The organism is Actinophytocola oryzae, from assembly GCF_004364325.1.
Classification (GTDB): domain Bacteria; phylum Actinomycetota; class Actinomycetes; order Mycobacteriales; family Pseudonocardiaceae; genus Actinophytocola; species Actinophytocola oryzae.
The window spans coordinates 260,880-283,569 of sequence record NZ_SOCP01000007.1 but is presented as its reverse complement, the minus strand read 5'-3'; the positions used below and the strand labels follow the sequence as shown (position 1 = coordinate 283,569).

The 22,690-nt window shown below is 71.4% G+C and carries 25 protein-coding genes; 9 read left to right on the top strand and 16 right to left on the bottom strand.

The window, feature by feature from the left end; all coding sequences use genetic code 11:
* Positions 1–5: 5 nt before the first annotated feature.
* From CLV71_RS21000 to CLV71_RS20990, 3 genes are read right to left on the bottom strand one after another with little or no spacing between them, the layout of a single operon-like run.
* On the bottom strand, positions 6–1,085 hold the full coding sequence (locus CLV71_RS21000; RefSeq protein ID WP_133904515.1) for an acyl-CoA dehydrogenase family protein: 1,080 nt from the start codon (positions 1,083–1,085) through the stop codon (positions 6–8).
* Positions 1,072–1,965 carry an acyl-CoA dehydrogenase family protein gene (locus tag CLV71_RS20995; protein ID WP_133904514.1) on the bottom strand — a complete coding sequence of 298 codons (894 nt, stop codon included), beginning with the start codon at positions 1,963–1,965 and terminating at the stop codon, positions 1,072–1,074. The genes CLV71_RS21000 and CLV71_RS20995 overlap by 14 nt, the downstream gene beginning before the upstream one ends.
* Entirely contained in the window at positions 1,943–3,346 is a 1,404-nt protein-coding gene (locus CLV71_RS20990; RefSeq protein ID WP_133904513.1) for a class I adenylate-forming enzyme family protein, read from the bottom strand. The genes CLV71_RS20995 and CLV71_RS20990 overlap by 23 nt, the downstream gene beginning before the upstream one ends.
* 74 nt (positions 3,347–3,420) lie before the next feature.
* On the opposite strand from CLV71_RS20990, the gene CLV71_RS20985 reads away from it, so the two are divergent.
* Positions 3,421–4,416 carry a ferredoxin--NADP reductase gene (locus tag CLV71_RS20985; protein ID WP_133904512.1) on the top strand — a complete coding sequence of 332 codons (996 nt, stop codon included), beginning with the start codon at positions 3,421–3,423 and terminating at the stop codon, positions 4,414–4,416.
* A gap of 138 nt (positions 4,417–4,554) precedes the next feature.
* On the opposite strand, the gene CLV71_RS20980 is transcribed toward CLV71_RS20985, so the two are convergent.
* The 5 genes from CLV71_RS20980 to CLV71_RS20960 form a co-directional block, all read right to left on the bottom strand.
* Positions 4,555–5,577: a CaiB/BaiF CoA transferase family protein gene (locus tag CLV71_RS20980; RefSeq protein WP_133904511.1), complete on the bottom strand. Its 1,023-nt coding sequence runs from the start codon at positions 5,575–5,577 to the stop codon at positions 4,555–4,557.
* Complete coding sequence (locus tag CLV71_RS20975; protein ID WP_133904510.1) at positions 5,574–6,530, bottom strand: LLM class F420-dependent oxidoreductase; 957 nt, start codon at positions 6,528–6,530, stop codon at positions 5,574–5,576. Before CLV71_RS20975 ends, CLV71_RS20980 begins: the two co-directional genes overlap by 4 nt.
* Complete coding sequence (locus CLV71_RS20970) at positions 6,515–6,931, bottom strand: cobalamin B12-binding domain-containing protein (protein WP_133904509.1); 417 nt, start codon at positions 6,929–6,931, stop codon at positions 6,515–6,517. Before CLV71_RS20970 ends, CLV71_RS20975 begins: the two co-directional genes overlap by 16 nt.
* Positions 6,931–8,508, bottom strand: a complete 1,578-nt coding sequence (locus CLV71_RS20965) for a methylmalonyl-CoA mutase family protein (RefSeq protein WP_133904508.1) — start codon at positions 8,506–8,508, stop codon at positions 6,931–6,933. Before CLV71_RS20965 ends, CLV71_RS20970 begins: the two co-directional genes overlap by 1 nt.
* 120 nt (positions 8,509–8,628) lie before the next feature.
* On the bottom strand, positions 8,629–9,927 hold the full coding sequence (locus CLV71_RS20960) for a PQQ-dependent sugar dehydrogenase (RefSeq protein WP_208297645.1): 1,299 nt from the start codon (positions 9,925–9,927) through the stop codon (positions 8,629–8,631).
* A gap of 210 nt (positions 9,928–10,137) precedes the next feature.
* On the opposite strand from CLV71_RS20960, the gene CLV71_RS20955 reads away from it, so the two are divergent.
* On the top strand, positions 10,138–10,770 hold the full coding sequence (locus tag CLV71_RS20955) for a superoxide dismutase (RefSeq protein ID WP_133904506.1): 633 nt from the start codon (positions 10,138–10,140) through the stop codon (positions 10,768–10,770).
* Between the two features lie 118 nt (positions 10,771–10,888).
* Here CLV71_RS20955 and nicT read toward each other — a convergent pair whose 3' ends face one another.
* Together nicT and CLV71_RS20945 are read right to left on the bottom strand one after the other, a co-directional pair.
* On the bottom strand, positions 10,889–12,013 hold the full coding sequence (nicT, locus tag CLV71_RS20950) for a Nickel transporter NicT (protein ID WP_133904505.1): 1,125 nt from the start codon (positions 12,011–12,013) through the stop codon (positions 10,889–10,891).
* Positions 12,014–12,243: 230 nt separating this feature from the next.
* Complete coding sequence (locus CLV71_RS20945) at positions 12,244–12,441, bottom strand: hypothetical protein (protein WP_133904504.1); 198 nt, start codon at positions 12,439–12,441, stop codon at positions 12,244–12,246.
* Here CLV71_RS20945 and CLV71_RS20940 point away from each other — a divergent pair.
* Positions 12,412–12,921, top strand: coding sequence for a hypothetical protein (locus CLV71_RS20940; RefSeq protein WP_133904503.1), 510 nt, complete (start codon positions 12,412–12,414; stop codon positions 12,919–12,921). The two genes, CLV71_RS20945 and CLV71_RS20940, sit on opposite strands and share 30 nt — an antisense overlap.
* A 248-nt stretch (positions 12,922–13,169) precedes the next feature.
* Here CLV71_RS20940 and CLV71_RS20935 read toward each other — a convergent pair whose 3' ends face one another.
* Together CLV71_RS20935 and CLV71_RS20930 are read right to left on the bottom strand one after the other, a co-directional pair.
* The gene (locus CLV71_RS20935) at positions 13,170–13,535 is read right to left on the bottom strand and encodes a DUF1330 domain-containing protein (protein ID WP_133904502.1); all 366 of its coding nucleotides are present in this window, start codon (positions 13,533–13,535) and stop codon (positions 13,170–13,172) included.
* Positions 13,536–13,631: 96 nt separating this feature from the next.
* Entirely contained in the window at positions 13,632–14,459 is an 828-nt protein-coding gene (locus tag CLV71_RS20930; RefSeq protein WP_243866612.1) for a GNAT family N-acetyltransferase, read from the bottom strand.
* Between the two features lie 117 nt (positions 14,460–14,576).
* On the opposite strand from CLV71_RS20930, the gene CLV71_RS20925 reads away from it, so the two are divergent.
* From CLV71_RS20925 to CLV71_RS20905, 5 genes are all read left to right on the top strand, one after another.
* Positions 14,577–15,062 (top strand): GNAT family N-acetyltransferase, encoded by a 486-nt coding sequence (locus CLV71_RS20925; RefSeq protein ID WP_133904501.1) that lies wholly within the window; start codon positions 14,577–14,579, stop codon positions 15,060–15,062.
* Between the two features lie 364 nt (positions 15,063–15,426).
* Complete coding sequence (locus CLV71_RS20920) at positions 15,427–15,867, top strand: CBS domain-containing protein (RefSeq protein ID WP_166664190.1); 441 nt, start codon at positions 15,427–15,429, stop codon at positions 15,865–15,867.
* A 19-nt stretch (positions 15,868–15,886) separates the two neighbouring features.
* Complete coding sequence (locus CLV71_RS20915) at positions 15,887–17,173, top strand: ArsB/NhaD family transporter (protein ID WP_133904672.1); 1,287 nt, start codon at positions 15,887–15,889, stop codon at positions 17,171–17,173.
* Between the two features lie 88 nt (positions 17,174–17,261).
* On the top strand, positions 17,262–17,618 hold the full coding sequence (locus tag CLV71_RS20910) for a YciI family protein (protein ID WP_133904500.1): 357 nt from the start codon (positions 17,262–17,264) through the stop codon (positions 17,616–17,618).
* Between the two features lies 1 nt (position 17,619).
* Positions 17,620–18,816 (top strand): RNA polymerase sigma factor, encoded by a 1,197-nt coding sequence (locus CLV71_RS20905; protein ID WP_133904499.1) that lies wholly within the window; start codon positions 17,620–17,622, stop codon positions 18,814–18,816.
* Positions 18,817–18,935: 119 nt separating this feature from the next.
* Here CLV71_RS20905 and CLV71_RS20900 read toward each other — a convergent pair whose 3' ends face one another.
* Positions 18,936–19,853, bottom strand: a complete 918-nt coding sequence (locus CLV71_RS20900) for an NADP-dependent oxidoreductase (RefSeq protein WP_133904498.1) — start codon at positions 19,851–19,853, stop codon at positions 18,936–18,938.
* Between the two features lie 107 nt (positions 19,854–19,960).
* Between CLV71_RS20900 and CLV71_RS20895 the strand changes: the two genes are divergently transcribed.
* Positions 19,961–20,605 carry a TetR/AcrR family transcriptional regulator gene (locus CLV71_RS20895; RefSeq protein WP_133904497.1) on the top strand — a complete coding sequence of 215 codons (645 nt, stop codon included), beginning with the start codon at positions 19,961–19,963 and terminating at the stop codon, positions 20,603–20,605.
* 100 nt (positions 20,606–20,705) lie between these two features.
* On the opposite strand, the gene CLV71_RS20890 is transcribed toward CLV71_RS20895, so the two are convergent.
* From CLV71_RS20890 to CLV71_RS20880, 3 genes are all read right to left on the bottom strand, one after another.
* Positions 20,706–21,044, bottom strand: coding sequence for a DUF1801 domain-containing protein (locus CLV71_RS20890; protein ID WP_133904496.1), 339 nt, complete (start codon positions 21,042–21,044; stop codon positions 20,706–20,708).
* Positions 21,045–21,091: 47 nt separating this feature from the next.
* A complete protein-coding gene (locus CLV71_RS20885) occupies positions 21,092–21,697 on the bottom strand; it encodes a hypothetical protein (RefSeq protein WP_133904495.1) in 606 nt (201 codons plus the stop codon).
* A gap of 108 nt (positions 21,698–21,805) precedes the next feature.
* Positions 21,806–22,618 carry an AfsR/SARP family transcriptional regulator gene (locus CLV71_RS20880; protein WP_133904494.1) on the bottom strand — a complete coding sequence of 271 codons (813 nt, stop codon included), beginning with the start codon at positions 22,616–22,618 and terminating at the stop codon, positions 21,806–21,808.
* Between the last annotated feature and the right edge of the window lie 72 nt (positions 22,619–22,690).

Here is a 22,690-nt window from a genome sequence, read left to right as displayed (position 1 = left end):
ACACGTCAGCTCCCCAATCCCAGGATGCGCGCGGCGATGATGTTCTTCTGCACCTGCGAGGTGCCACCCATGACGCTCTGCGCTCGGCTGTAGAGGTAGGCGTCGAGCGACTCCGCCCCGCCGACCGCGAGCGCCGCGTGCCCGACGGACTGTTCGACCCACGTCATCAGCAGCTTGTCCAGCGAACCGTCCGGTCCGTGCACCACACCGTCGAGCCGCTCCGAGAGCCGCCTGCGCACGTGCAGGCGCAGCATCTCCGTCTCGACCGCCGCCCACGTCAGCTCCGGCGGCGGCTCACCGTCGACCCGGCCCAGCAGGGTGCGCACGAGTTTCCCGTACCGGGCGGAGAAACCCAGCTCGGCCGGTTCCCGTTCGTGCCCGACCACGGTCATCGCCAGCGCCCAGCCCTCCCCGGGCGCGCCGACCAGGTGGTCCGCGGGGACCGTCGCGCCGTCGAAGGTGACCTGGCCGAACTCGCGGGTCACGCCGTTGATCATCCGCAGTGGACGCTGCGTCACCCCCGGCTGGTGCATGGAGACCACGAACGCCGACAGGCCGCGGTGGCGCGGCGCGGTCGGGTCCGTGCGGGCGAGCAGCAGGCACCAGTCGGCGACGTCGGAGTAGCTCGTCCACACCTTGTGGCCGTGCACGACCCACTCCTCGCCGTGCCGGGTGGCGGTGGTGGTGAGCGAGGCCAGGTCCGACCCGGCGCCCGGCTCGCTGAACCCCTGGCACCACCGTTGCGTGCCGTCGATCATGCCGGGCAGGAAGCGCCGCCGCAGCTCCTCGCCGCCGTGCCTGCCGAGCCCCTGCACGAGGTAGCCGAGGCTAGGGCGCGGCGGTGCGCCCGCGCGCGCCAGCTCCTCGTCGAGGATCACGTCGTAGACCGGTGGCAGCGCGTGGCCGCCGTACTCGCGGGGCCAGGACAGCCCGAAGAACCCGGCCGCGTGCAAAGCCCGGTGCCAGTCGGGCTGCCGCGCCCAGTAGTCGTCACCGGAGGTCGGGAACTGCCCGGCGTGCTCGGCGAGCCAGGCACGCAGCCGGTCCCGGAACGCGGCCTCCCCGACCGAGTCACGATAGTCCACTGTGGACCTCCTGGAGGGTGACCGGGAACAGGCGCGTGTCGGCGAGGACCTTCCGCAGGTACACGTGGGCGAGGCAGTCCCACGTGTTGCCGATGCCGCCGTGCACCTGAACACCCGTCTCGCACACGGTCCTCGCCGCGCGTGCCGTGTACAGGACCGCGACCCGGGCGGCCTGCACCGCCTGCGCGGGACTCAGCTCGTCCACGGCCCACGCTGCGTGCCGCAGCACGCTCACCGACCCCTCGACCAGCGCGAGCCCTTCGGCGAGCAGGTGCGCCACGGCCTGGTAGGAGCCGATGGTGCGGCCGTACTGCTCACGCACCTTCGCGTAGTCGCAGGCGAGCGCGTGCGCACCCCGCGCCGCGCCGACCATCTCCGCGCACGCGACGACCAATGCCAGAGCCCGCCACCGCCGCGCCCGTTGCGGGTCCAGCTCACCGAGGGGCTCGGGGCTGCCTGCCGGCCGGGCGTTCGTCCTGGTGAGGTCGGCCGAGGCGACCGGCTCACCGACCGTGCGGGCGACCACCCGCGTGCCCACCCGCACGAGGACCCGCCGCGCGCCGCGGGCGTCGATCGCCACCCCGTCGACCGCGACGGTCGCGGGGCCCACGTGGCCGCCGAGGTCGTCGGCCAGCACCGGGCCGAGGAAGGGCACGTCGACGAGCCCGCGGGCGAACTCCTCGGCGACCAGCGCCACCTCCACTCCCGACGCGCCGTCGGAGCGCAGGGACCGCCACCCGGTGGCGTCGACCGCCTTCTCCAGCCGCGCGATCCTGTCCACGTCGGACAGGTCCGCGACCGAGCCCGGCCCGAGGTCGTCGGCCAGCCTGGCCGCCGCGTCCCGCAGCTGGCGCTGCTCACCGGTCAGCCGTGCGTCCATGGCGCTCCCTGAGTACTCGGCGCAGCACCTTGCCCGACGGCAGGCGCGGGATCTCCGGCACGAACACCACCTCGTGCGGCCGCTTGTAGGAGGCGAGCCGCGCACCGACCAGCGCGACGAGGTCCGCCGCGGCGACCGGTCCGGACGTGGTGACCGCCGCGACGACCGCCTCCCCGTCCGCGTCGTCCGGCACGCCGAACACCGCGCAGTCCACGACGGACGGGTGGCCGTGCAGGACGGCCTCGACCTCGGCGGGCGCGACCTGGAACCCGCGCACCTTGATCATCTCCTTGGACCGGTCGGTGAGCCGCAGCCAGCCGTCCGCGTCGATCGTGCCGACGTCACCGGTCCGGTACCAGCCGTCGTGGAACGCCTCCGCCGTCGCGTCCGCGGGCAGGTAGCCCGCCATGAGCGACTCCGCGCGTGCCTGGATCTCGCCCGGCTCACCGGGGGCGACCGGTTCGCCGGTCGCCAGGGACACCACGCGCAGGGTCACCCCGGGGACTGCCCGGCCCGCGCTGTCGAGGCGGGCGCCGTCGAGGGGGTTGCACGTGATCACGGGCAGTTCGCTGGCGCCGTAGGCCGGCACCCAGCCGACCCCGGTCCGGCGCGTGACGGTCTCGGCGACGCTCGCCGTCACCGGCGTCGCGCCCCACATGATGTAGCGCAGCGAGGACAGGTCGTAGGTCTCGAGCTTCGGGTGCGACGCCAGCGCGAGCGCGATCGGCGCGACCGCCATCTCCACGGTGATCCGGTCCAGCTCGACGTGGTGCAGCATCCGGTCGAGGTCGAACCGGCGGTGCAGCCGCAGCCAGGCGCCGGTCTCCAGGGCCGTGACGATGTTGAGCAGCCCCAGGATGTGCGAGGGCGGCGTGGTGACCTGCACGCGGTCCGCCGCGGTGAGCGCGAGGGCGTCCCGCCAGTGCCGCACGGCCGCGCCGAACGAGGCGTGGGTGTGCCGGACCGCCTTGGGCATCCCGGTCGTGCCGGAGCTGAACACCATCACCGCGTCGGCGGCCGGGTCCGGCACCGGCGCGGGGTGATCGGCCGGGGTGATCGGCTCGTCGAGGTGCAGCATCGGCAGCGCGGCGGCCAGCACCTCGTGGTCGCCGACGGCGTGCGCGGGCCCGGTGACCGCCAGCGCGTGGTCGACCTCGGCCGTGCGCCACGCCGGGCTCAGCACCACGACCGCGGCACCCAGCCGCCAGATCGCCCGCACCGCCACCACGAACTCCGGCCGGTTGGAGGACATCAGCGCGACGCGCTGTCCCGCACGCACCCCTCTGCGCGCGAGCGTCGCCGCCAACCCGCCCGCCAGCGCGTCGAGCAGCGACAGCGGGTACTCCCGCTCCTCGAAGGCGAGTGCCACGCGCTCCGTCATTGGGAGAATCCCGTCTCGCGTGTGAGAATAGTATTCTCATCTGGATAGAACCTTCATACCAGGAGGAGACGTTCATGGCGAGACCCCCGTTGTTCCGGCGCGCGAGGGTGACGCGGATCGTCAAGGAGAGCGCCGACGCGCGCACGTTCGTGCTGGCGCCGGAGGACGGGCCGCTCCCCTACCGCGCCGGGCAGTTCTGCACCTTCCGCGTGCGGGTGCACGACACGGACCTGCTGCGGTCCTACTCCATGTCCAGCGCACCAGAGACCGACGACGAGCTGATGACCACGGTCAAGCGGGTACCGGGCGGCGCGGTGTCGAACTGGCTGCACGACAACGTGTCCGAGGGCGACGAGCTGGAGATGACCGTGCCGACGGGCCGGTTCTGCCTGCGCCCGGCGGAGGTGCCGCTGCTCGGTTTCAGCGGCGGCAGCGGGATCACCCCGGTCCTGTCGCTGGCCAAGAGCGCGCTCGCCGCCACCGACCGCCGGGTGCGGCTGCTGTGCGCCGACCGGGACCGGTCGTCGGTGATCTTCGACGCCGTGCTGGCCGAGCTGGTCGAGCGCTACCCGGACCGGCTGACGGTGACCCGCCACCTCGACGACGAGCGCGGCTTCCTCGACGCCGACGCGATCCGCGCGTTCGTCGGCGCCGACACGGACGGGGACGCCTACGTCTGCGGCCCGGAGCCGTTCATGGCGCTCGTGGAGTCCTCGGTGCCCGGCCCCGGCCAGGTGTTCGGCGAGCGGTTCGGCGGCGGGCCGCCCCGGCGCGCCGCCGCGCCTGCCGCGCCGGTGGCGGGGACCGTGACGATCCACCTCGGCGGGCGGACCGCGACGGTGCCCAGGCGCGAGGACGAGACGCTGCTGGAGAGCGCGCGGCGCGCCGGGCTGTACCCGCCGTTCAACTGCGAGGCGGGCAACTGCGCCACGTGCATGGCCAGGCTCACGGAGGGCAGGGCGGTGATGCGGGTGAACGACGCGCTCACCGACGAGGAGGTCGAGGAGGGGTACGTCCTGACCTGCCAGGGCGTGCCGGAGACCCCGTCGGTGACGGTGGTCTACGAATGACGGTACTGAAGGACGCCTTCGGTGCGCCCAGCGTTACGAAGGGTCCCTTCGGTGCAGCCGACGTTACGAAGGCTCCCATCAGTGCGCCCGGCGTTACGAAGGCGTCCTTCAGTACGGCCAGCGTTACGAAGGCGTCCTTCAGTGCGGGGGTGGGGGTGGGGTGTAGGTCGGGGTGTGGCCTGTGAGCCGGATTGGGCTGCCCACCAGCGTGAAGTCTCCTGCTCGTACGAGCATGTGCGGGGCCTCGGCCAGTGCCTCCGGCAGCGTGCGCACGGCGGCGGCGGGCACGCCGAGCGGGCGTAGCCTCGCCTCCCAGCCCGTGGCCGTGTCCGCGGCCAGCGCCGTGGTCACGGCGGCCAGCACCTCGTCGCGGTGTGCGACGCGGGCGGCCATCGTCGCGAAGCCGTCGACTCCCGCCTCGGCGGCGAAGGAACGCCAGAAGCCGTCGTGGGTGACGAACAGGGCCAGGTAGCCGTCGGCGGTCGGGAACAGCTGCGCGGGCACGTAGTAGGAGTGCGCGCCGAACGCGTGCCGCCGCGGTGCCACGCCGTCGTTGAGGTAGGCGGACGCGCGGTAGTTGAGCTGGGAGAGCATGACGTCACGCAGGCACACGTCGACCTGCCCGCCCCGGCCGGACACGAGCAGGGCCAGCAGCCCGAGCGCGGCGGTGAGGCCGGTCGAGTTGTCCGCGGAGGAGTACCCGGGCAGGGTCGGCGGGCCGTCCGGGTCACCGGTCAGGGCGGCGACGCCGGTGGCGGCCTGGACCACGTAGTCGAACGCGGGCTCGTCGCCCCCGTCGAGGCCGTAGCCGGTGAGCGCGACGCACACGATGCGCTCGTTGCTGTGCCGCAGGTCCTCGTAGGTGAGGCCGAGGCGGCGGATGGCCGACGGTTTCAGGTTCACCAGCAGCGCGTGCGCGTCCTCGACCAGCTCGCCGAGCCGTCGCCTGCCCTGCGCGGTGGTCAGGTCGAGGCACACGCTGCGCTTGCACCGGTTGAGGCTCGCGAAGTAGGAGTCGCCCACCCGGCGCGAGATGTCCCCGCCCGGCGGCTCGACCTTGGTGACCTCCGCGCCGAGGTCGGCGAGCATCATCGTCGCGTACGGGCCGGCGAGCATCGTGCCGACCTCGATGACGCGGATACCGGCGAGCGGCGCGTTCACCGCAGCTCCGCGGCGAGCGCGGACAGCAGGTCCCTGGTGCGTTCCTTGGACGCGACCAGCTCGTCCCGGTCGTCGCCGATCGGCAGCAGCCGCACGGACAGGTCGGTGGTCCCGGCGTCGGCGAACGAGCGCAGCCGGGCCGCGACGGCCCTCTCGTCGCCCGCCGCGCACAGGTCGCCGATGTCGGTGGCGTTGCCTCGGTCGAGGAGCCGCCGGTAGTTCGGCGAGATCTCCGCCTCGCCGAGGATCCGGTTGGCCCGCTCGCGTGCCGCATCCACTTCGGACGGACGGCACAGGCAGACCGGGACACCCGCGACGACCCTGGGTGCCGGGCGGCCCGCGTTCTTGGCGGCCTTGGTGATGCGGGGGACGACGTGGTCGGCGATGGCGCGCTCGTCGGCCATCCACAGCACGGTCCCGTCGGTCCGCTCCCCCGCGATCGACAGCATCACGGGCCCGAGCGCGGCGACCAGCAGCGGCAGCCGCGCCACCGGGCCGATGCCGAGCGGGTTGTGGACGCGGAACGTGTCGTTGCCGACCTCGACCGGGCCGGGGCCGTCCAGCGCGAGCTCCAGCACGTCGAGGTAGTCGCGGGTGAACGCGGCGGGCCGGTCGTAGGGCAGGCCGAGCATGTCGCGCACGATCCAGTGGTGCGACGGCCCGACACCCAGCGCCAGCCTGCCGCCGGTGACCGCGTGCGCGGACAACGCCTGGCGGGCCAGGGCGATCGGGTGCTGCGCCTGGAGCGGCACGACCGCGGTGCCCAACTCGATGCGGGACGTGGCCGCCCCCATGAGCGTGGCGGCGGTCAACGCGTCGAAGTCGGTCGGGATCTGCGGGATCCACGCCGTGTCGAGCCCGGCGTCCTCGGCCCACCGGACGTCGGCGACCATCCGCTCGACCTTGCGCGCGGTGTCGCCGCGCTCCGGTCCGATCATCACACCGATGCGCACGGCTTCTCCTGTGGTGGGCTGGTGAGCGCGCCGACGCCGGTGACGACGGTGTCCAGCGGGGTGCCGGTCGGGAACACGGCGGCGGCGCCCGCGGCCAGGAGGCGGGGCACGTCGGCGGGCGGGATCGTGCCGCCGACGACCACCGCGATGTTCGCCGCGTCGGCCGCCCGCAGCCCCTCGACGATCCGGGCGGTCAGCGTGAGGTGCGCGCCGGAGAGGATGCTCAGCCCGACGACCGCGACGTCCTCCTGCACGGCAACGGTCACGATGTGCTCGACCCGCTGGCGGATCCCGGTGAAGATGACCTCGAACCCCGCGTCGCGCAGCGCCCGCGCGACGATCTTCGCGCCTCGGTCGTGCCCGTCCAGCCCGGGCTTGGCGACCAGCACGCGCGCGGGCATCAGAACACCACCGGCTGCCGGAACTCGCCCCACACCGCGGTGAGCGCGCCGACCATCTCCCCGACCGTGCAGTACGCGGTGGCGCAGTCGATCAGCGGTCCCATGAGGTTGTCGGTGCCCGCAGCGGCCCGGGACAGGGCGGCGAGCGCGGCCCGGACCGCACCGGGGTCACGGGTGGCCCTGACCTCGGCGAGGCGTTTGAGCTGCGCGTCCCGGCCGTCCGCGTCCAGCTCGTAGGTCACGACCTCGGGCGGGTCCTCGGCCGTGGCGAACCTGTTGACGCCGACCACCGGCCGCTCCCCCGACTCGATCTCGTTGTGCAGCTGGAAGGCCGCGTCGGCGATGAGTCCCTGGAGGTAGCCGTCCTCGATGGCGTGGACCATGCCGCCGTGCGCGTCGAGGTCGGCCATGATCTCGACGATCCGCGCCTCGGTGGCGTCGGTCAGCGCCTCGACGAAGTAGGACCCGCCGAGCGGGTCGGCGACCCGGGTGACCCCGGTCTCGTGGGCGAGGATCTGCTGTGTCCGCAGGGCGAGCGTGGCCGACTCCTCGCTGGGCAGCGCGAACGGCTCGTCCCACGCGGCGGTGAACATCGACTGCACCCCGCCGAGCACCGACGCCATCGCCTCGTAGGCCACGCGCACGATGTTGTTGTGCGCCTGGGGTGCGTGGAGTGAGGCGCCGCCCGCGACGCAGCCGAAGCGGAACATGGAGGCCTTGTCCGTGTTCGCGCCGTACCGCTCCCGCACGATGGTCGCCCACCGCCTGCGGCCGGCCCGGTACTTGGCGATCTCCTCGAAGAAGTCGCCGTGGGTGTAGAAGAAGAACGAGACCTGCGGCGCGAACTGGTCGATGGTCAGCCTGCCGCGCTCCACCACGGTGTCGCAGTAGGTGACGCCGTCGGCGAGGGTGAAGGCCATCTCCTGCACCGCGTTCGCGCCCGCGTCCCGGAAGTGCGCGCCCGCCACGGAGATGGCGTTGAACCTCGGCACCTGCGCCGCGCAGAACTCGACGGTGTCGGCGATCAGCCGCAGCGACGGCTCCGGCGGCCAGATCCAGGTGCCCCGGGAGGCGTACTCCTTGAGGATGTCGTTCTGGATCGTGCCGGTGAGCTTCGCCCTGGGCACGCCCGCGCGCTCCGCGGCGGCGATGTGGAGCGCGAGCAGGATCGCGGCCGTGCCGTTGATCGTGAAGCTGGTGCTGACCTTGTCGAGCGGGATGCCCGCGAAGAGGATCTCCACGTCGGCGAGCGAGTCGACGGCGACCCCGACGCGCCCGACCTCGTCGGCCACCTCGGGGTCGTCGGAGTCGTAGCCGCACTGGGTGGGCAGGTCGAGCGCCACCGACAACCCGGTGCCGCCCTGGTCGAGCAGGTACCGGTAGCGCCGGTTGGACTCCTCGGCCGTGCCGAACCCCGAGTACTGCCGCAACGTCCACAGTCGACCGCGGTACCCGGTCGGGAAGTTGCCTCGGGTGAAGGGGAACCGGCCGGGGTCGGGTGGCGCGGCGACGCGGTCCGCCGGTCCGTACACCGGTCGCAGCGGCAACCCGGAAGCGGTGTGCGCGAAGTCGTCCATTGATGGATATGGTACTTGCGGAAAAAGAGAATGCCAATACCACTCGGCGGGAGGCGAGTTCGGACACGACGCGCCCGCGACCGGGCATCCGGGTGCGTGACGCACCCGGATGCCCGATGGTCATGCCGGCGGGGCGAGTCGGTAGACCGCACCTGCCGAGTCGTCGGTGATGTAGACGGCGTGGTCCGGGCCGGTGACCGCGGCCACCGGACGACCCCACCTGGAGCCGTTCGCGGCCTGGAAGCCGCCCACAAGGGTCTGCTGGTCACCCAGCTCGCCGTCGTGCCACGGGAAGAACGACACCTCCGGCGCCCTGGGCGGTGACGCGTTCCACGAGCCGTGCACACCGACCAGCGCGCCCTGGGCGTAGTCGCCGGGCAGCGCGCCGTCCACGAAGGACAGACCAAGGGGCGCGGAGTGCCCGGGCAGCGACTGCTCCAACGGGGGAAGGGTGGCACAGTCGAGCAGCCGTCCGTCCGCGTTGGTCTGGACGTCCCGGACGAACGGGACGTCCGAGAAGTCCTGCGGGCTGCCCTGGACCCCGGGGTCGACGTCGGCGTCGGGGTTGCAGTACGGCCAACCCAGGTTCCGGCCAGGGGTGAGCTTGGCGAGCGGCTCGACCGGATGGTCACGCACGTACGCGGGGATCACCTGTCCCAGCGAGGACTCCGTGGCGTTGCCGTAGGGCTTGTCGAACGGGTACGCGATGTTGTCCCGGTTGTTCACCGCCGTCCACACCGCGCCGTCCGGGGCGATCGCCAGCCCGGTGCCGTTGCGCACGTTCGTGGCGAACGGCTCCGGCGCCCCACCGCCCGGCGGCACCCGCAGGATCGACGCCCGGGGCGGGGTCGCGGTGAGGTCATCGGGAGAGACGTTGCCGACGGAGCCGACGGACACGTACACCGACCCGTCCGCACCGACGGCCACGCTCTTCAACACGTGCCCGTAGCCACCCAGACCCGGGGTCTGGTTGTCGGGCAGACCCGTGACGACCGGCCGCGGATCGGTCGCCGCGCCGTCCGCGTAGGCGTAGGCGTCCACCCGGTGGGTCTGCGCGACATACAGTGTCGAGCCCACGAACGTGATCCCGTGCGGCTGCCGCAGTCCGGACAGCAGCACCGCTACCGACGCCGTGCCGTTCGCGTCCGGGGTGAGCCGGACCACCGAGCCGTTCCCCGGCGCCGAGACGAGTAACGCGCCGTCGGGCGCCCACGCGGCCAGACGCGCCGACGGGATCCGCGCGAACACCGACATGGTCCAGCCGTCCGGCACGAGCACCTGCCGGGGGGCGTCCAGCGGCGCGGCACCCAGCCCGTCGGGAACCACCAGCGTCACCGGCACCAGCTCCGCCGACGCGGCGGGTCTGGGCTCGGCGGGCGCCGAGGCGCACGCGGACACGACGAGGGCGACGGCCGTCATCAACGGAACGAGATGTCGAACAGACATAAAGCTCCTCAATCGGATGCAGGGGTTCAGGAGCAACCAACCGAACATACAACGCGTTACTCCCCCTCAGGGAGGCACGGGGAGTACACCCCTGGACGGGGGAACCGGCGGACATGGACGGCCGAGCAGGCGCATCAGTGTGGCTGTTGCACATGAGTTGCAGTTAGACGGTATGTTGACCCCATGACGGTTCAGTACGTGCTCCCGGACATGCCCTACGACTACGGCGCGCTGGAGCCCGCGATCACCGGGGAGATCCTGGAGCTGCACCACAGCAAGCACCACGCCGCGTACGTGAAGGGCGCCAACGACACCCTCGACCGGCTGGCGGAGACCCGCGACAAGGGCGACTTCTCCGGCCTGGTCGGGCTGGAGAAGACGTTCGCGTTCAACCTTTCCGGGCACGTGCTGCACACCATCTTCTGGGAGAACCTCTCCCCCGACGGCGGCGACCGGCCCGAGGGTGAGCTGTCGGCGGCGATCGACGAGCACTTCGGGTCGTTCGAGGCGTTCGGCAAGCAGCTGACCAGCGCGACCGCGACGGTGCAGGGCTCGGGGTGGGGCGTGCTGGCGTGGGAGCCGCTGTCGAGGCGGCTGGTCGTCGAGCAGGTGTACGACCACCACGGCAACGTCGGCATGAACACCACTCCGCTGCTGGTGTTCGACGCCTGGGAGCACGCCTACTACCTGCAGTACCGCAACGTGCGCCCCGACTACGTGCAGAAGCTGTGGAACCTCGTCGACTGGACCGACGTGACCCGCCGCTTCGACGCCGCTCGCGCCGGACAGACCGGCCTCGCCGCGCCGGCCAGGTAGCCACGACCCGCTGACGACCCGACCCCTGGACTGGCAGGTTGGCGCTCCGACAAGCCCGAGCCTGCCACAGGAAGATGCCCCCGCCGTCCTTTCACCGGACCGGCGGGGGCATCTTCGGTCAGTCGTCTGCCAGCCGGGCGGTCCACTTCTCCTCGATGCGGCCGAGCCGCCACACCGCGAGCGCCACCGCCCAGGCGATCACGAACAGGGCCACGATGCCGTACCCGGCGTAGTCCAGCGGGATAGCCGCGATCGCGGCCAACGGCCCCGAGTCGATCCCCGCCTGCTCCACGATCACCCCGACCAGCTCGATCGTGCCGATCACCAGCGCCACCGCCACCGACAACGCGGTGATGGTGATGTTGTAGAACACCTTGCGCACCGGCTTCGCGAAGGCCCACCCGTACGCCAGGTTCATGAACACCCCGTCCACCGTGTCCAGCAGGCACATGCCGGCGGCGAACAGGACCGGCAGCACCAGGATCGCGTAGAACGGCAGGTTGAACACCGCCGCGCCACCGGCCAGCACCAGCAGCCCGATCTCGGTCGCCGTGTCGAACCCGAGTCCGAACAGGACACCGATCGGGTAGATGTGCCACGGCTTCGTGACCGACCTGGTCAACCCGCCCAGCAAGCGGTTCATGAACCCACGCCGGTTCAGCTGCGCCTCCAACTCCCGCTCGTCGAACTCGCCCGACCGCATCCGCCGGAACACCCGCACGATCCCCAGCAACACCACCAGGTTCAGCACACCCAGGATCCACAGGAACACCCCGGACACCGACGCCCCGATGATCCCGGTGACCGAGTGCAGCCCCGAGTCGTCGTCCTCCACCTGGCCTGCCAGCGCCCGCACCCCGACCGACAACAGGAACGCCAACCCGAACACGATCGTCGAATGCCCCAGCGAGAACCAGAACCCCACCGACAGCGGTCGCCGCGCGGGAGTGTCGGCCATCAGCTTTCGGGTCGTGTTGTCCACGGCGGCGATGTGGTCGGCGTCGAACGCGTGCCGCATTCCCAGGGTGTAGGCCAACATTCCCACACCAATCCCGAAGACCCCGCTGCCGCCGAGGTCGTAGTGCCGGGGAATCACCAGCACCGCCAGCACACCGAAGCCCACCACGTGCAGCAACAGGACGAACCCGAACATCCCGGTCAGGGAACGACGGTCCGATCGGGACAGTGCTCTCGACCCACGGGCCGAGCCGGGCACCACATCGGACGCGGACGGTAAGGCCATGACGAATCCACCTGATCACCAAGGCTCCGGGAATTCGGGGCCCCTGCCCGCGAACCTACCCGTTGTCACAAACCACTGGCAATTGCCCATGTCGTGCATGACCATTGATCCAGTTGGACCGGTTTGCCACGGTCATCGGACAGGACCGTCAAAGCCTTTCCGTCCATTTCGGGCAGTTCATGGCGCTGTTTCCCGTTGATGTTCGGACCATCGCCGGTCGGGTCGTCCGCTCACAACGGGGTCAGGTCGAGCCACGAGCGCCACAGGGCGGTGTCGCCCTCGATCCGGACGTCGACCTCGTCGACCGGCGCCCGGCGGACCATCGCGAGCAACACGTCCCTCGCCGGGCCCGTCAGGATGACGTCGGCACCCGTGAGCCCGGACCGGTCGGTGGCGGCGTGGTCTACACGCTCACCGACCGCGGCCACGCGCTGGACGACGCGCTGCGGGAGCTGCGGCGGTGGGGTGTGGGATTCCTCGCCGACCCCACCGCCGACGGCGCCCCCGACCAGCGTTTCGACGTGACCTACGTGCGCGGCATCCAGCACGTCCCCGACGGCGAGTTCCAGCTCGACGTCGACGGCGAGCCCGCCACCCTCAGGTTCACCGCCGGGCGGCTGCACCAGCACCCCGGCCCCGCGAGCGACCCCGACCTGATCGTTGCCACCAGCTCGGCGTTCCTCGACCGCTGGGCGGCCGGCGAGACGGACTGGGACCAGGGCCGCGCCGGCGGCGAGGTCACCGTCGACGGACCGGAGACGGCGTGGCCGCACTGGCTCGCCGCGACCGGCTACCTGCTCGACGTCGACGCGGAGGCGGGACAGGAACTCATCGCGGACGGCGCGGGCAGGCCGTTCGCCCCTGCCGGTCGGACGTTCCGCGAGTCGGTCGTCGTCGACGAGCACTGACACCGCACCGGCGACAGCGTTCGGGTCCGATCAGCGCATGGCGCGGAATGGGCCCGGCGACGCGAGGCGCCAACCACGATATGGGGGTGGACCGTGCCCGAGACGACATCGGGACGTCCGGAGGATCTGCGGTTTCTCTCGGGCGTGATTCTCACGTCTCCCCAGTCGGAACGCGGCGAGGAGCGGGACCGGCCCGAGGTCGGCGTGGCCGCGACCGGCGGGCGAACAGCGCTGTCGCGCCCGGACGGTCACCGCCATGGGGAGGTCGCCTGGAGCACCGTCTCGGACAGCGCCTCCGTACGCAGGTGCGTGATGGCGAGGTACTCGGGATCGGCGACCATCCGGCCGAAGGCCGCCCGGTCCGGGTAGCGCACGACCACGACCGCGTCCCAGCTCCGGCCGTCCTCGGCCACCAGGACCGTCGAGCCGCTGCCCGCGTACACCACCTCGGCGCCGTAGCGGGGCAGGAACGTGTTCCGCATGTGCCGCGAGTACTCGCGGTACGCCTCGAACCCGCCCTCGGCGAACCGCAGCAGGTTGAGCATCACGACCGGACCGCCGGGATCCTCGTCCAGGAAACGCGCCAGGTCGGCGTCATCCGGTTCGACCATCATGGGCACATGATGCCAAGCGGGTGAGCGCAGGCCGCATCGGTGATCTCGCCGGTCCGTTCGCGCTCGGGGACCACGTGCCGCCGCGTCGGCCGGGGGTCAGGGCTGTTTCACCAGGATGGCTCGGGTGTAGAGCAGGTCGAAACCCTGGCGCTGGGCGTTCTGCTGCGACTTCGAGCCCGGCTGGGTGGTGATGACGGCGACGTCGCAGCCCGCGGTCGTGGCGTCGGCGAGCCGGGTGGCGAGGAGCGCGGACTGGATTCCGCGGCGTCGGTGCGCGGGCGCGGTCGCGGCGCCTGCCATCTGTGCGATGCCCGTCGATGTGCGCAGCCCGGCGCCGCCCGCGAAGACACCCTCGCGCAGTGCGACATAACGTCGGACGCCGGCCGCGGCCAGGTGGCGTTCGGCACGGAGGTAGACCTCGCGAGGGAACTCCTCGTGCCAGGGCACGCCCTGGGTGTCGGGATGGGCCACGCCGTCGGCCACGACGTCGAGCCAGCGGTCGAACTCGTCGTCGCCGCTGCGCCGCACCACGATCCCGGGTCGCGTGACGCTCTCGTGCCTACCGTCGAGTGCGAGGCCGAGCACGTTCTCGAACGACTCGAGCCGGTAGCCGCGCTCGGTGAGCAGGACACCGATCGCGGGGTCGGCGAGGTGGGCCAGCTCGACCTGCGTCGCGGCGCCGTTGGCGGCGAACGCCTGCTCGACCTCGTCCAGGTCCGCCGGCTCGGGCAGGCCGTCGAAGCCGAGTCCGGCGACCTTGTTGAACGGCGAGCCCGGCTCGGCGAAGGACGCCACACCGCCGGCAAGCGACCGCGCGAAACCCGAGGCCGCCGCGGCGCAGACGGCCATGAGCTGCGCCTCGGCCCGCTCGATCCGCTCGGCGAGTGCCGTGTCGCAGAACAGGGGCGTCCGGTTGTCGTTCACGAGAGTCCACTGTGCCCGAGCCGAGCCGACCGGTGGTAGCCGCGACCCCTTACCTGACCATTACCGATCACCGGCTCGACGTGTCGTCGGGCGACGTGCTCTGCGAGGCTTCCGGCCATGGACGTCGAGCCGGAAGCCGTGGGCGTGGAGCTGTACAGCGGTTCGCGGGCGGCGTTGCGGTCGTTGTTCGAGCTGGCCGAGGACTCGCCTGCCCAGCTCGACAGCTACCTGAACGCCGGCCGCGTCCTCGCCGCGCGGCTCGACGACGAGGTGGTGGGTCATCTGCAGCTGGTCGAGACCGAGCGACCGGACGAGGTCGAGCTGAAGAGCATGGCGGTCCGGGAAGACCGGCAGGGCCACGGGATCGGCGCCCGGCTGATCCGTGCCGCCGTCGAGCTGCTGACCGCCGAGGCGGTATCGGTGCTGGTGGTCGCCACGGCCGCCGCCGACATCGGCAACCTCCGCTTCTACCAGCGCCAGGGGTTCCGGTTTCGCGGTGTCGAGCGGGACGCCTTCACCCCGGCCACCGGCTACGCCCCGGGGATCCTGGTCGACGGCATCGAACTACGCGACCGGGTCTGGCTCGACCGCCCTCTCCGCTGAGCCCGACGGCAGTCAGGCCTCCGGCCCGAGGTTGGCCGCCAGACTGTCCAGTGACGCCCGCGGTTGGTCGTGGTTCACCACGGGCAGGCGGGAGAGCATGGCGGTGTGGGTGAACGCCGACCAGTCGTGGGTCTGGGTGACCTCGGTGCGGCGGTCACCAGGCCGGGGCGAGGAGGTTCCACTGTCGGCGGCCGGTTTGCCCGGCGATCATTTTTACGGCATCTTGATGACCGGTGCGCCGGGAAGTCTGGTCGGCAACCCGCCCCGACCGTCGGGGCGGGTCGACAGTCGACGGGCGGGATGCGTGTGGCGCGGGCCGGGGACCAGGGCGGCGTTGTCGGCGATGACGCCGTAGCCTGCGAGTGTGCACGCACGCGAGATGGCGGAGGAGTTCCCCGTGATCGGGCTGGACTCCGACGCGTGGGAGGCGGCCCGGCTGCTGGCAGAGCACCGGTTACCCGGCCTGGTGGTGACCGACCCGGACGGGTGTCCGCACTCGATCCTCCCGGCCTCGCAGGTGGTGCGGTTCCTCGTCCCGACCTACGTGCAGGACGACCCGTCGTTGGCCGGGGTGCTGTCGGAGTCGATGGCCGACCGGGTGGCGGACAAGCTGCGCGGCAAGAAGGTGCGGGCGCTGGTGCCCGAGGAGCCGCCCGAGCTGGCCGTGGTGCGCGACGACGACACGATCGTCGAGGTGGCGGCGGTGATGGCGCGGCTCCAGTGCCCGCTGGCCGCGGTGATGGCGGGGAGGACGCTGGTGGGTGTGATCACCGCGTCCCGGCTGCTGGAGCTGGCGCTGCGGTAGTCGCGGGTCGGCCGTCGTGATGTGGGTCGCGGTCGCCGTGTTCGTGGTGGCCTACGTGTTCATCGCCGCCGAACGCGTGCCCAAGATGGCGGTCGCGCTCGCGGGCGCCGGCCTGGTGCTCGGCCTGGGCGTGGTCGGCTCGGCGGACGCGTTCTACTCCCGCGAGACCGGCATCGACTGGGACGTGATCTTCCTGCTGCTCGGCATGATGATCATCGTCGGGGTGCTCCGGCGGACCGGCGTGTTCGAGTTCGTCGCGATCTGGGCGGCCAAGCGCGCCAAGGGATCGCCGCTGCGGGTGATGGTCCTGCTGGTGCTGATCACCGCGACCGCCTCGGCGTTCCTGGACAACGTCACCACCGTCCTGCTGGTCGCGCCGGTCACGCTGCTGGTGTGCGACCGCCTCGACATCGACCCGGTCCCGTTCCTGATCGCGGAGGTGCTGTCGTCGAACATCGGCGGCGCGGCGACGTTGATCGGCGACCCGCCCAACATCATCATCGGCAGCCGCGCCGGGCTGACGTTCAACGACTTCCTCGTGCACATGACCCCGATCGTCGTGATCGAGATCCTCGTGTTCACGCTGGTGCTGCCGTTGCTGTTCCGCGGCTCGTTCACCGTCGACCCCGAACGCGCGGCGAGCGTCATGGACCTCGACGAGCGGGAGGCCATCCAGGACAGGACGCTGCTCGTCAAGTGCGGCGTCGTCCTGCTGGCGGTGTTCACCGCGTTCGTGGGGCATTCCGTGTTCCACCTCGAGCCGTCGGTCGTCGCGCTGCTCGGTGCCGGGGTCCTGGTCCTCATCTCCTCGAGCAAGCCCAAGCAGTTCCTGGCGAGCGTGGAGTGGGAGACGCTGCTGTTCTTCGCGGGCCTGTTCGTCATGATCGGCGCGCTGGTGAAGACCGGCGTCATCGGCGACCTGGCCCGGCTCGCCGCCGACGCGACCGGCGGCGACGCGCTGACGGCCGTGCTGCTGATCCTGTTCGTGTCCGCGCTGCTGTCCGGCGTGATCGACAACATCCCGTACGTGGCGACGATGAGCCCGCTGGTCGCGGACCTGTCGGCGGGGATCGCGAACCCCGTCCACGCGGAGGCGCTGTGGTGGTCGCTGGCGCTGGGCGCGGACTTCGGCGGGAACATGACCGCGATCGGCGCGAGCGCGAACGTCGTGGTGCTGGGCATCGCGAAACGCAACGGCACCCCGATCTCGTTCTGGGAGTTCACCCGCAAGGGTGCCCTGGTCACCGTCATCACGATCGCGTTGGCCGCCCCCTACCTGTGGCTGCGTTACTTCGTGTTCGGCTGATCCGTGGTCGACGGGTGTCGATTCGCCGGATGGTCGTTCGTAGTGTTGCGTGAGCGGGAGAGGCCCGCCCGGAACGAGGAGCACCTCGATGCCCCAGTACCTGTTGTCCGTGCACACCGGCGAGCCCCAGGACGTGCCGTCCGACGAGTCGGCCGCGCGGGACCAGTACCAGCAGATGGCCGCGCTGGAGGAGGACATGAAGTCGACCGGCGCCTGGCTGTTCTCCGGGCGGCTGACCGACGCCGACGTGGCCACGGTGGTGCGGGTGTCCGGCGGAGAGACCTTCACGACGGACGGTCCGTTCGCGGAGTCCAAGGAGCACCTGGCCGGCTTCTACATCGTCGAGGCCGACGACCTCGACGCCGCGCTGGGCTGGGCGACCAGGACGTCGGCCGTCATCGGCATGCCCATCGAGGTCCGGCCGTTCTTCGACACGAGGTCCTGAGGTGGACGAGGCCGCGATCGGCCGGGTCTTCCGCGAGGAGTCCGGCCGGTCGGTGGCCGCCCTGGTCCGCTTCTCCGGGCAGATCGACCTCGCCGAGGACGCCGTCCAGGACGCCTTCACCCACGCCCTGCGCCACTGGCCGCGGGACGGTCTGCCGCCGAACCCCGGCGGCTGGATCACCACGACCGCGCGACGCTGTGCCATCGACCGGCTGCGTCGGGACGTGCGGGGCCGCGAACTGGTCGAGGAGCTGGCGACCCTGGACCACCCCGACCGGACGGCGGCGCAGGAGGTGGGACCGGTGCCGGACGACCGCCTCCGGTTGATCTTCACCTGCTGCCATCCCGCGCTCGCGCCGGAGGCCCGGGTCGCCCTGACGCTGCGGCTGCTCGGCGGCCTGCGCACCGACGAGGTCGCCCGCGCCTTCCTGGTCCCCGACACCACCATGGCCCAGCGCCTGGTCCGCGCCAAACGCAAGATCAGGCTCGCCCGCATCCCCTACCGGGTGCCCCGCGACACCGAGCTGCCGGGACGGCTGCGTGCCGTGCTGGCGGTGCTCTACCTGATCTACAACGCGGGCGCCGACAACGCCGACGACGGCCTGCGCGCCGAGGCGATCCGGCTTGCCCGCATCGTCACCGCGCTGCTGCCCGACGAACTCGAGGCGACCGGGCTGCTCGCGCTGCTGCTGCTCACCGAGTCCCGCTTCGCGTCCCGGGTCAGCGACGGCAGGCTCGTGCTGCTGCGTGACCAGGACCGCGGGCGCTGGGACCGTGCCCTGATCGACGAGGGCCACACGCTGGTGCGGGCCTGTCTACGCCGTGACCGCCCGGGCCCCTACCAGCTCCAGGCCGCGATCAACGCCGTGCACACCGACGCCCCGACCGACCGGGCGACCGACTGGCCGCAGATCCTCACCCTCTACGACCAGCTCGTGGTCCACGCCCCGACACCGGTGGTCGCCCTGAACAGAGCCGTCGCGGTCGGCGAGGTCCACGGCCCTCGGGCGGCGCTCACCCTGGTCGACCAGCTGACCCTGCCCGACTACCACGCCTTCCACGCCACCCGCGCCGACCTGCTGCGCCGCCTCGGCCGCAACGAGGAAGCCGCCACCGCCTACGAGACCGCGGCCTCACTCGCACCCGGCACCGCCGAACGGAACCACCTCACCGCACAGGCAGCCGCACTCCGTGGGTGACGGCTGCGACCTCGGGACCGGCCGCCCTGCCCCGAAGGAACCACCTCGGGAGCGCCTCGTGCGATCGCGACTGGTCCGGTCGGTGGCAGGATGGTGCTGTCTGGTCTGGTCCCGAACGCTCAGGGGCGCACGCGGACGACGGTCTTGCCCTTGCGCCGCTCGGTCGGGTTGAGCGCCGGGACGGCGTCGTCGAGGGTCGCGACGGTGCCGACGTGCAGGCGAAGGCGCCCGTCCCGCACCCGGTCGACGATCTCGACCAGCTGGCCGGGAACGGACTCGACGACGAAGTCGATCGCGAGGCCGTCGGCAGGGCGGGTCTCGGCGGGCCCGACCACCGACACCAGGGTCCCACCAGGCCGGATGATGCCTGCCGAGCGCCGTTGGACGTCGCCGCCGATGACGTCGAAGACCAGGTCGACCCCACCGAGGTCGCTGAGGTCGTCGTGCTCGAGGTCGAGGAACTCGTTGGCGCCGAGGTCGAGGGCTGCCTGGCGGTCCGCGGCGCGGCCGGTGCCGATGACGTAGGCACCGAACTCGCGGGCGAGCTGCGTCACCACGGACCCGACCGCGCCTGCGGCGCCGTGTGCGAGCACGGTCTGTCCCGCCTGGAGACGACCGTGCTGGAAGAGGCCCTGCCACGCCGTGAGGCAGGAGATCGGCAGGCTCGCACCCGCGGTGAAGTCGACGTTCCCCGGCAGTGGCGCGAGGTTGCGTGCCTCCACCGCCACGTACTCGGCGAGGGTCCCGTCGCGGTGCCAGTCGGTGATCCCGAACACCCGCTGTCCGAGGGACAGGCCCGTGGTGCCGTAGCCGAGGGAGGAGACGACGCCCGCGAACTCGTGGCCGATGACCGCGGGGGCCCGGTCGTGACCGGAGCGGTCGACCCACGTCGAGGGCCACTCCCACTCCGCGGGGACGAAGCCGGACGCGTGGACGTCGACGACGACGTCGTTGATCGCCGGCGTCGGCTCCGGCCGCTCCGCGAGGGTGATCCCGGCAGCTTCCGCGGCCTGGTCCGTCGCGACGATCGCCTTCATCGGTGCCTCCACTTGCCTTGTCAGTTTTGGGCTAGCAAGCCCACTTATGGCAGTGAGCACGACCCAATGTGGGCTGTCAAGCCCACTCCTGGGTTATCGTGTGCGGCATGGAAGCCACACCAGAAGCCCGGGTGCCGCAGAAGCTCACGGGCAAGGGGCAGGCGACCCGGGCCCGCATCCTCGAACACGCCGCGGCGCTCATCTACACCAGGGGCGTCCACGCGACGAACAACGAGCAACTCCGGCGGGCAGCGGGCATCAGCGGCTCACAGCTCAACCACTACTTCCCGACCAAGGAAAGCCTTGTCCTGGCGGTCATCGAGTGGCAGGCCGAGCGCGTCCTCACGTTCCACCGCAGCGAGCGGTTCACCCGGTTCGACAGCCTCGACTCGCTGCGCGAATGGGCGGACTACTACATCGCCTACGAGCACTCCTACCGGGAAGGCTGCAGCCTGGGCTCACTCGCGAGCGAGATCATCAAGACCGACCTCGACGTCCGCACCGAACTCGCGACCGCGTTCGAGCAGTGGAGGGACGTCTTCCGGGACGGACTCGAACGGATGCGTAGGCTGGGCCGCCTCAGCGCCGAAGCGGATCCGACTCGGCTGGCCTACCTACTGCTCTCCGCCCACCAGGGCGGCACCCTCCTCGCCCAGACAGCCCGCGACATCGCCCCGCTGGAGAACGCCCTGCGAGCGGCCATCGACCACGTGCGGACCTTCGCCGTGCCTCCGGCGACCGAAGGTCGGTAACCGCGGCCGCGCGTCGGGAGGCCGAAGGTCGGCACGGACGTGGCGCGGCGTCCCGACCGACCGTCGCGCCGGGACAGCCGACAGCCACGGGCGGTCCGTGTCAGGCCACCGCCTTCGTGACGAGCGCCCGGATCGTGGCTTCCGTCGAATCGTCCAGCGACGTGAGTGTCCACGCCACGGGGTGCATGCCGGCGCCGTCCTCACGGGCGGGGTTCACGACCTCACCGAAGCCGAACGCGATGAAGTCCTCGTCCACCTTGATGTAGCAGACGTCCTTGCCGTCCCGCACGTAGAACGGAAGCCCCCACCGCACGATCGGCTCGAGCGAGGGCGCGCTCTCCCGGATGATGTGGTGCAGGCGCTCGCCGATCTCCCGGTACTGGATAGGAGCGTCACCGAGCTTGGCGAGGACAGCCGCGTCGCCCTTCTTCGTGAACATGTGATCAGGCCTTTCCGACGGAGTCGATGAACGTCACGGGGTCGACGCTAGTTCCGGACCGTGTCGGACGCTTCTCGATTCCTGACCGGGTTGGACCCTGACCAGCTCAGCAGGAACATGCCGACCGCGATGGCTGCCATGGTGCAGACGCCGCGCGGCCAGAACAGGTGGCTGTCGAGGAAGGAGACACACGCGGCCAGCAGGAGCACCGATCCTGGCACGACCCGCCATCCCGCGTGCGGCGCGATGCCCGCCACGACGCACACACTCCCGGCGAGGAAGGACCACGCCCCGACGTAGCCGAGCGCGTCACCGATCTCGAAGAGCCTGGCGGTCAACGGCGACGTGCCTGCCGAGGCCTCCTCCACCGTACCCGCGGCGATCCCGGCCACGGCGTCGAGTCCACTGTAGAACGTGGCGTAGCCGTAGGCCGCCAGTCGTCCTGCCCAGCGGAGCGGTCTGGCCGCCGGTTCGAGCAGCACCCACTGGGACACCGCCAGCAGTGGAAGTACCGGGAGCAAGAGGATGTGCAGGGTCGCCCACCAGTGTGCGTTGCCTGCGTGCAACCCGCTGGGATGCGTCGTGCCGAAACCGGCGAGCAACAACCCGGGCAGCGCGACCGCGACCGCGAGCGGCCACCATGATCGGAACATCGGCCGATGCTAGCCCTCGGCCGACGCCCGTCCGACTGATCGGAGATTAGGGAACTGTTACGGCCGGTGGTTGGTGGGAGTCCGCCGTGGAACGCGGACCGGGCGCGGTCACACGACCCCGCGCAGGCCACCCCGCAGGCTGTGGTCGAGGTCCAGCGCCCGGTCTCCCGCCAGGATGGACTGATGGAGTCGCCGCAGTGTCGGCGACGGCTCGATCCCCACCTGCTCGACCAGCGTCCTGCGGGTCGACGTGAACACGGAGAGGGCCTCGCAGCGGCGGCCGGAGCGGTACAGCGCCACCATCTGCTGCGCACGCAGCCCCTCGTTGAACGGGTCGGCGACGGTCAGCTCGATCAGTTCGCCGAGCAGCTGGTGGTGCCTGCCCAGCTCGAGGTCCGCGGCTATGCGCTGTTCGAGGGTCGTGGCCCGCGACTGCCGCAACCGTTGTGCCTCCGCCTCGAGCAGCACGCCCCGGCGCACGTCGATCAACGCCTCGTCGCCGCTCCACAGGTCCAGGGCCGCACCCAGCAGGCCGGAACCGTGGGGGACCTCGCCCGCGCGGAGCGCCGATTCGCCGACTCGCACCAGGTGGCGGTAGCGGTCGAGGTCCCGCCCGCCCGACTCCATCCTGAACATGTAGCCGGTCGCCGAGGTCGTGACGATCCTCTTCGCGACGTCGGGTCTGCCGCCTGCCGCCTCGGTGATCAGTTTCCGCAGGTGCATCACATAGGTGCGCAGTGTCGTCAACGCCGTCTTCGGCGGCCGCTCCCCCCACACCTCACGTTGTAGTGCCGCCACCGGCACGATCTTGCCGGCGTTCAGGACCAGCAGGCAGAGAACCTGCCGCGCCTTTCCGGCCGACGGCACGATGGAGCGACCGTCAAGCGTGGCCTCGAACGGTCCGAGAACCTTGATCTCCATGTTCCTCCCATGACGGAATCCGCGTCGCCGACTGGCAGCTTCCGGCCGTATCCGTTGCAGCGCAGAGGAAGC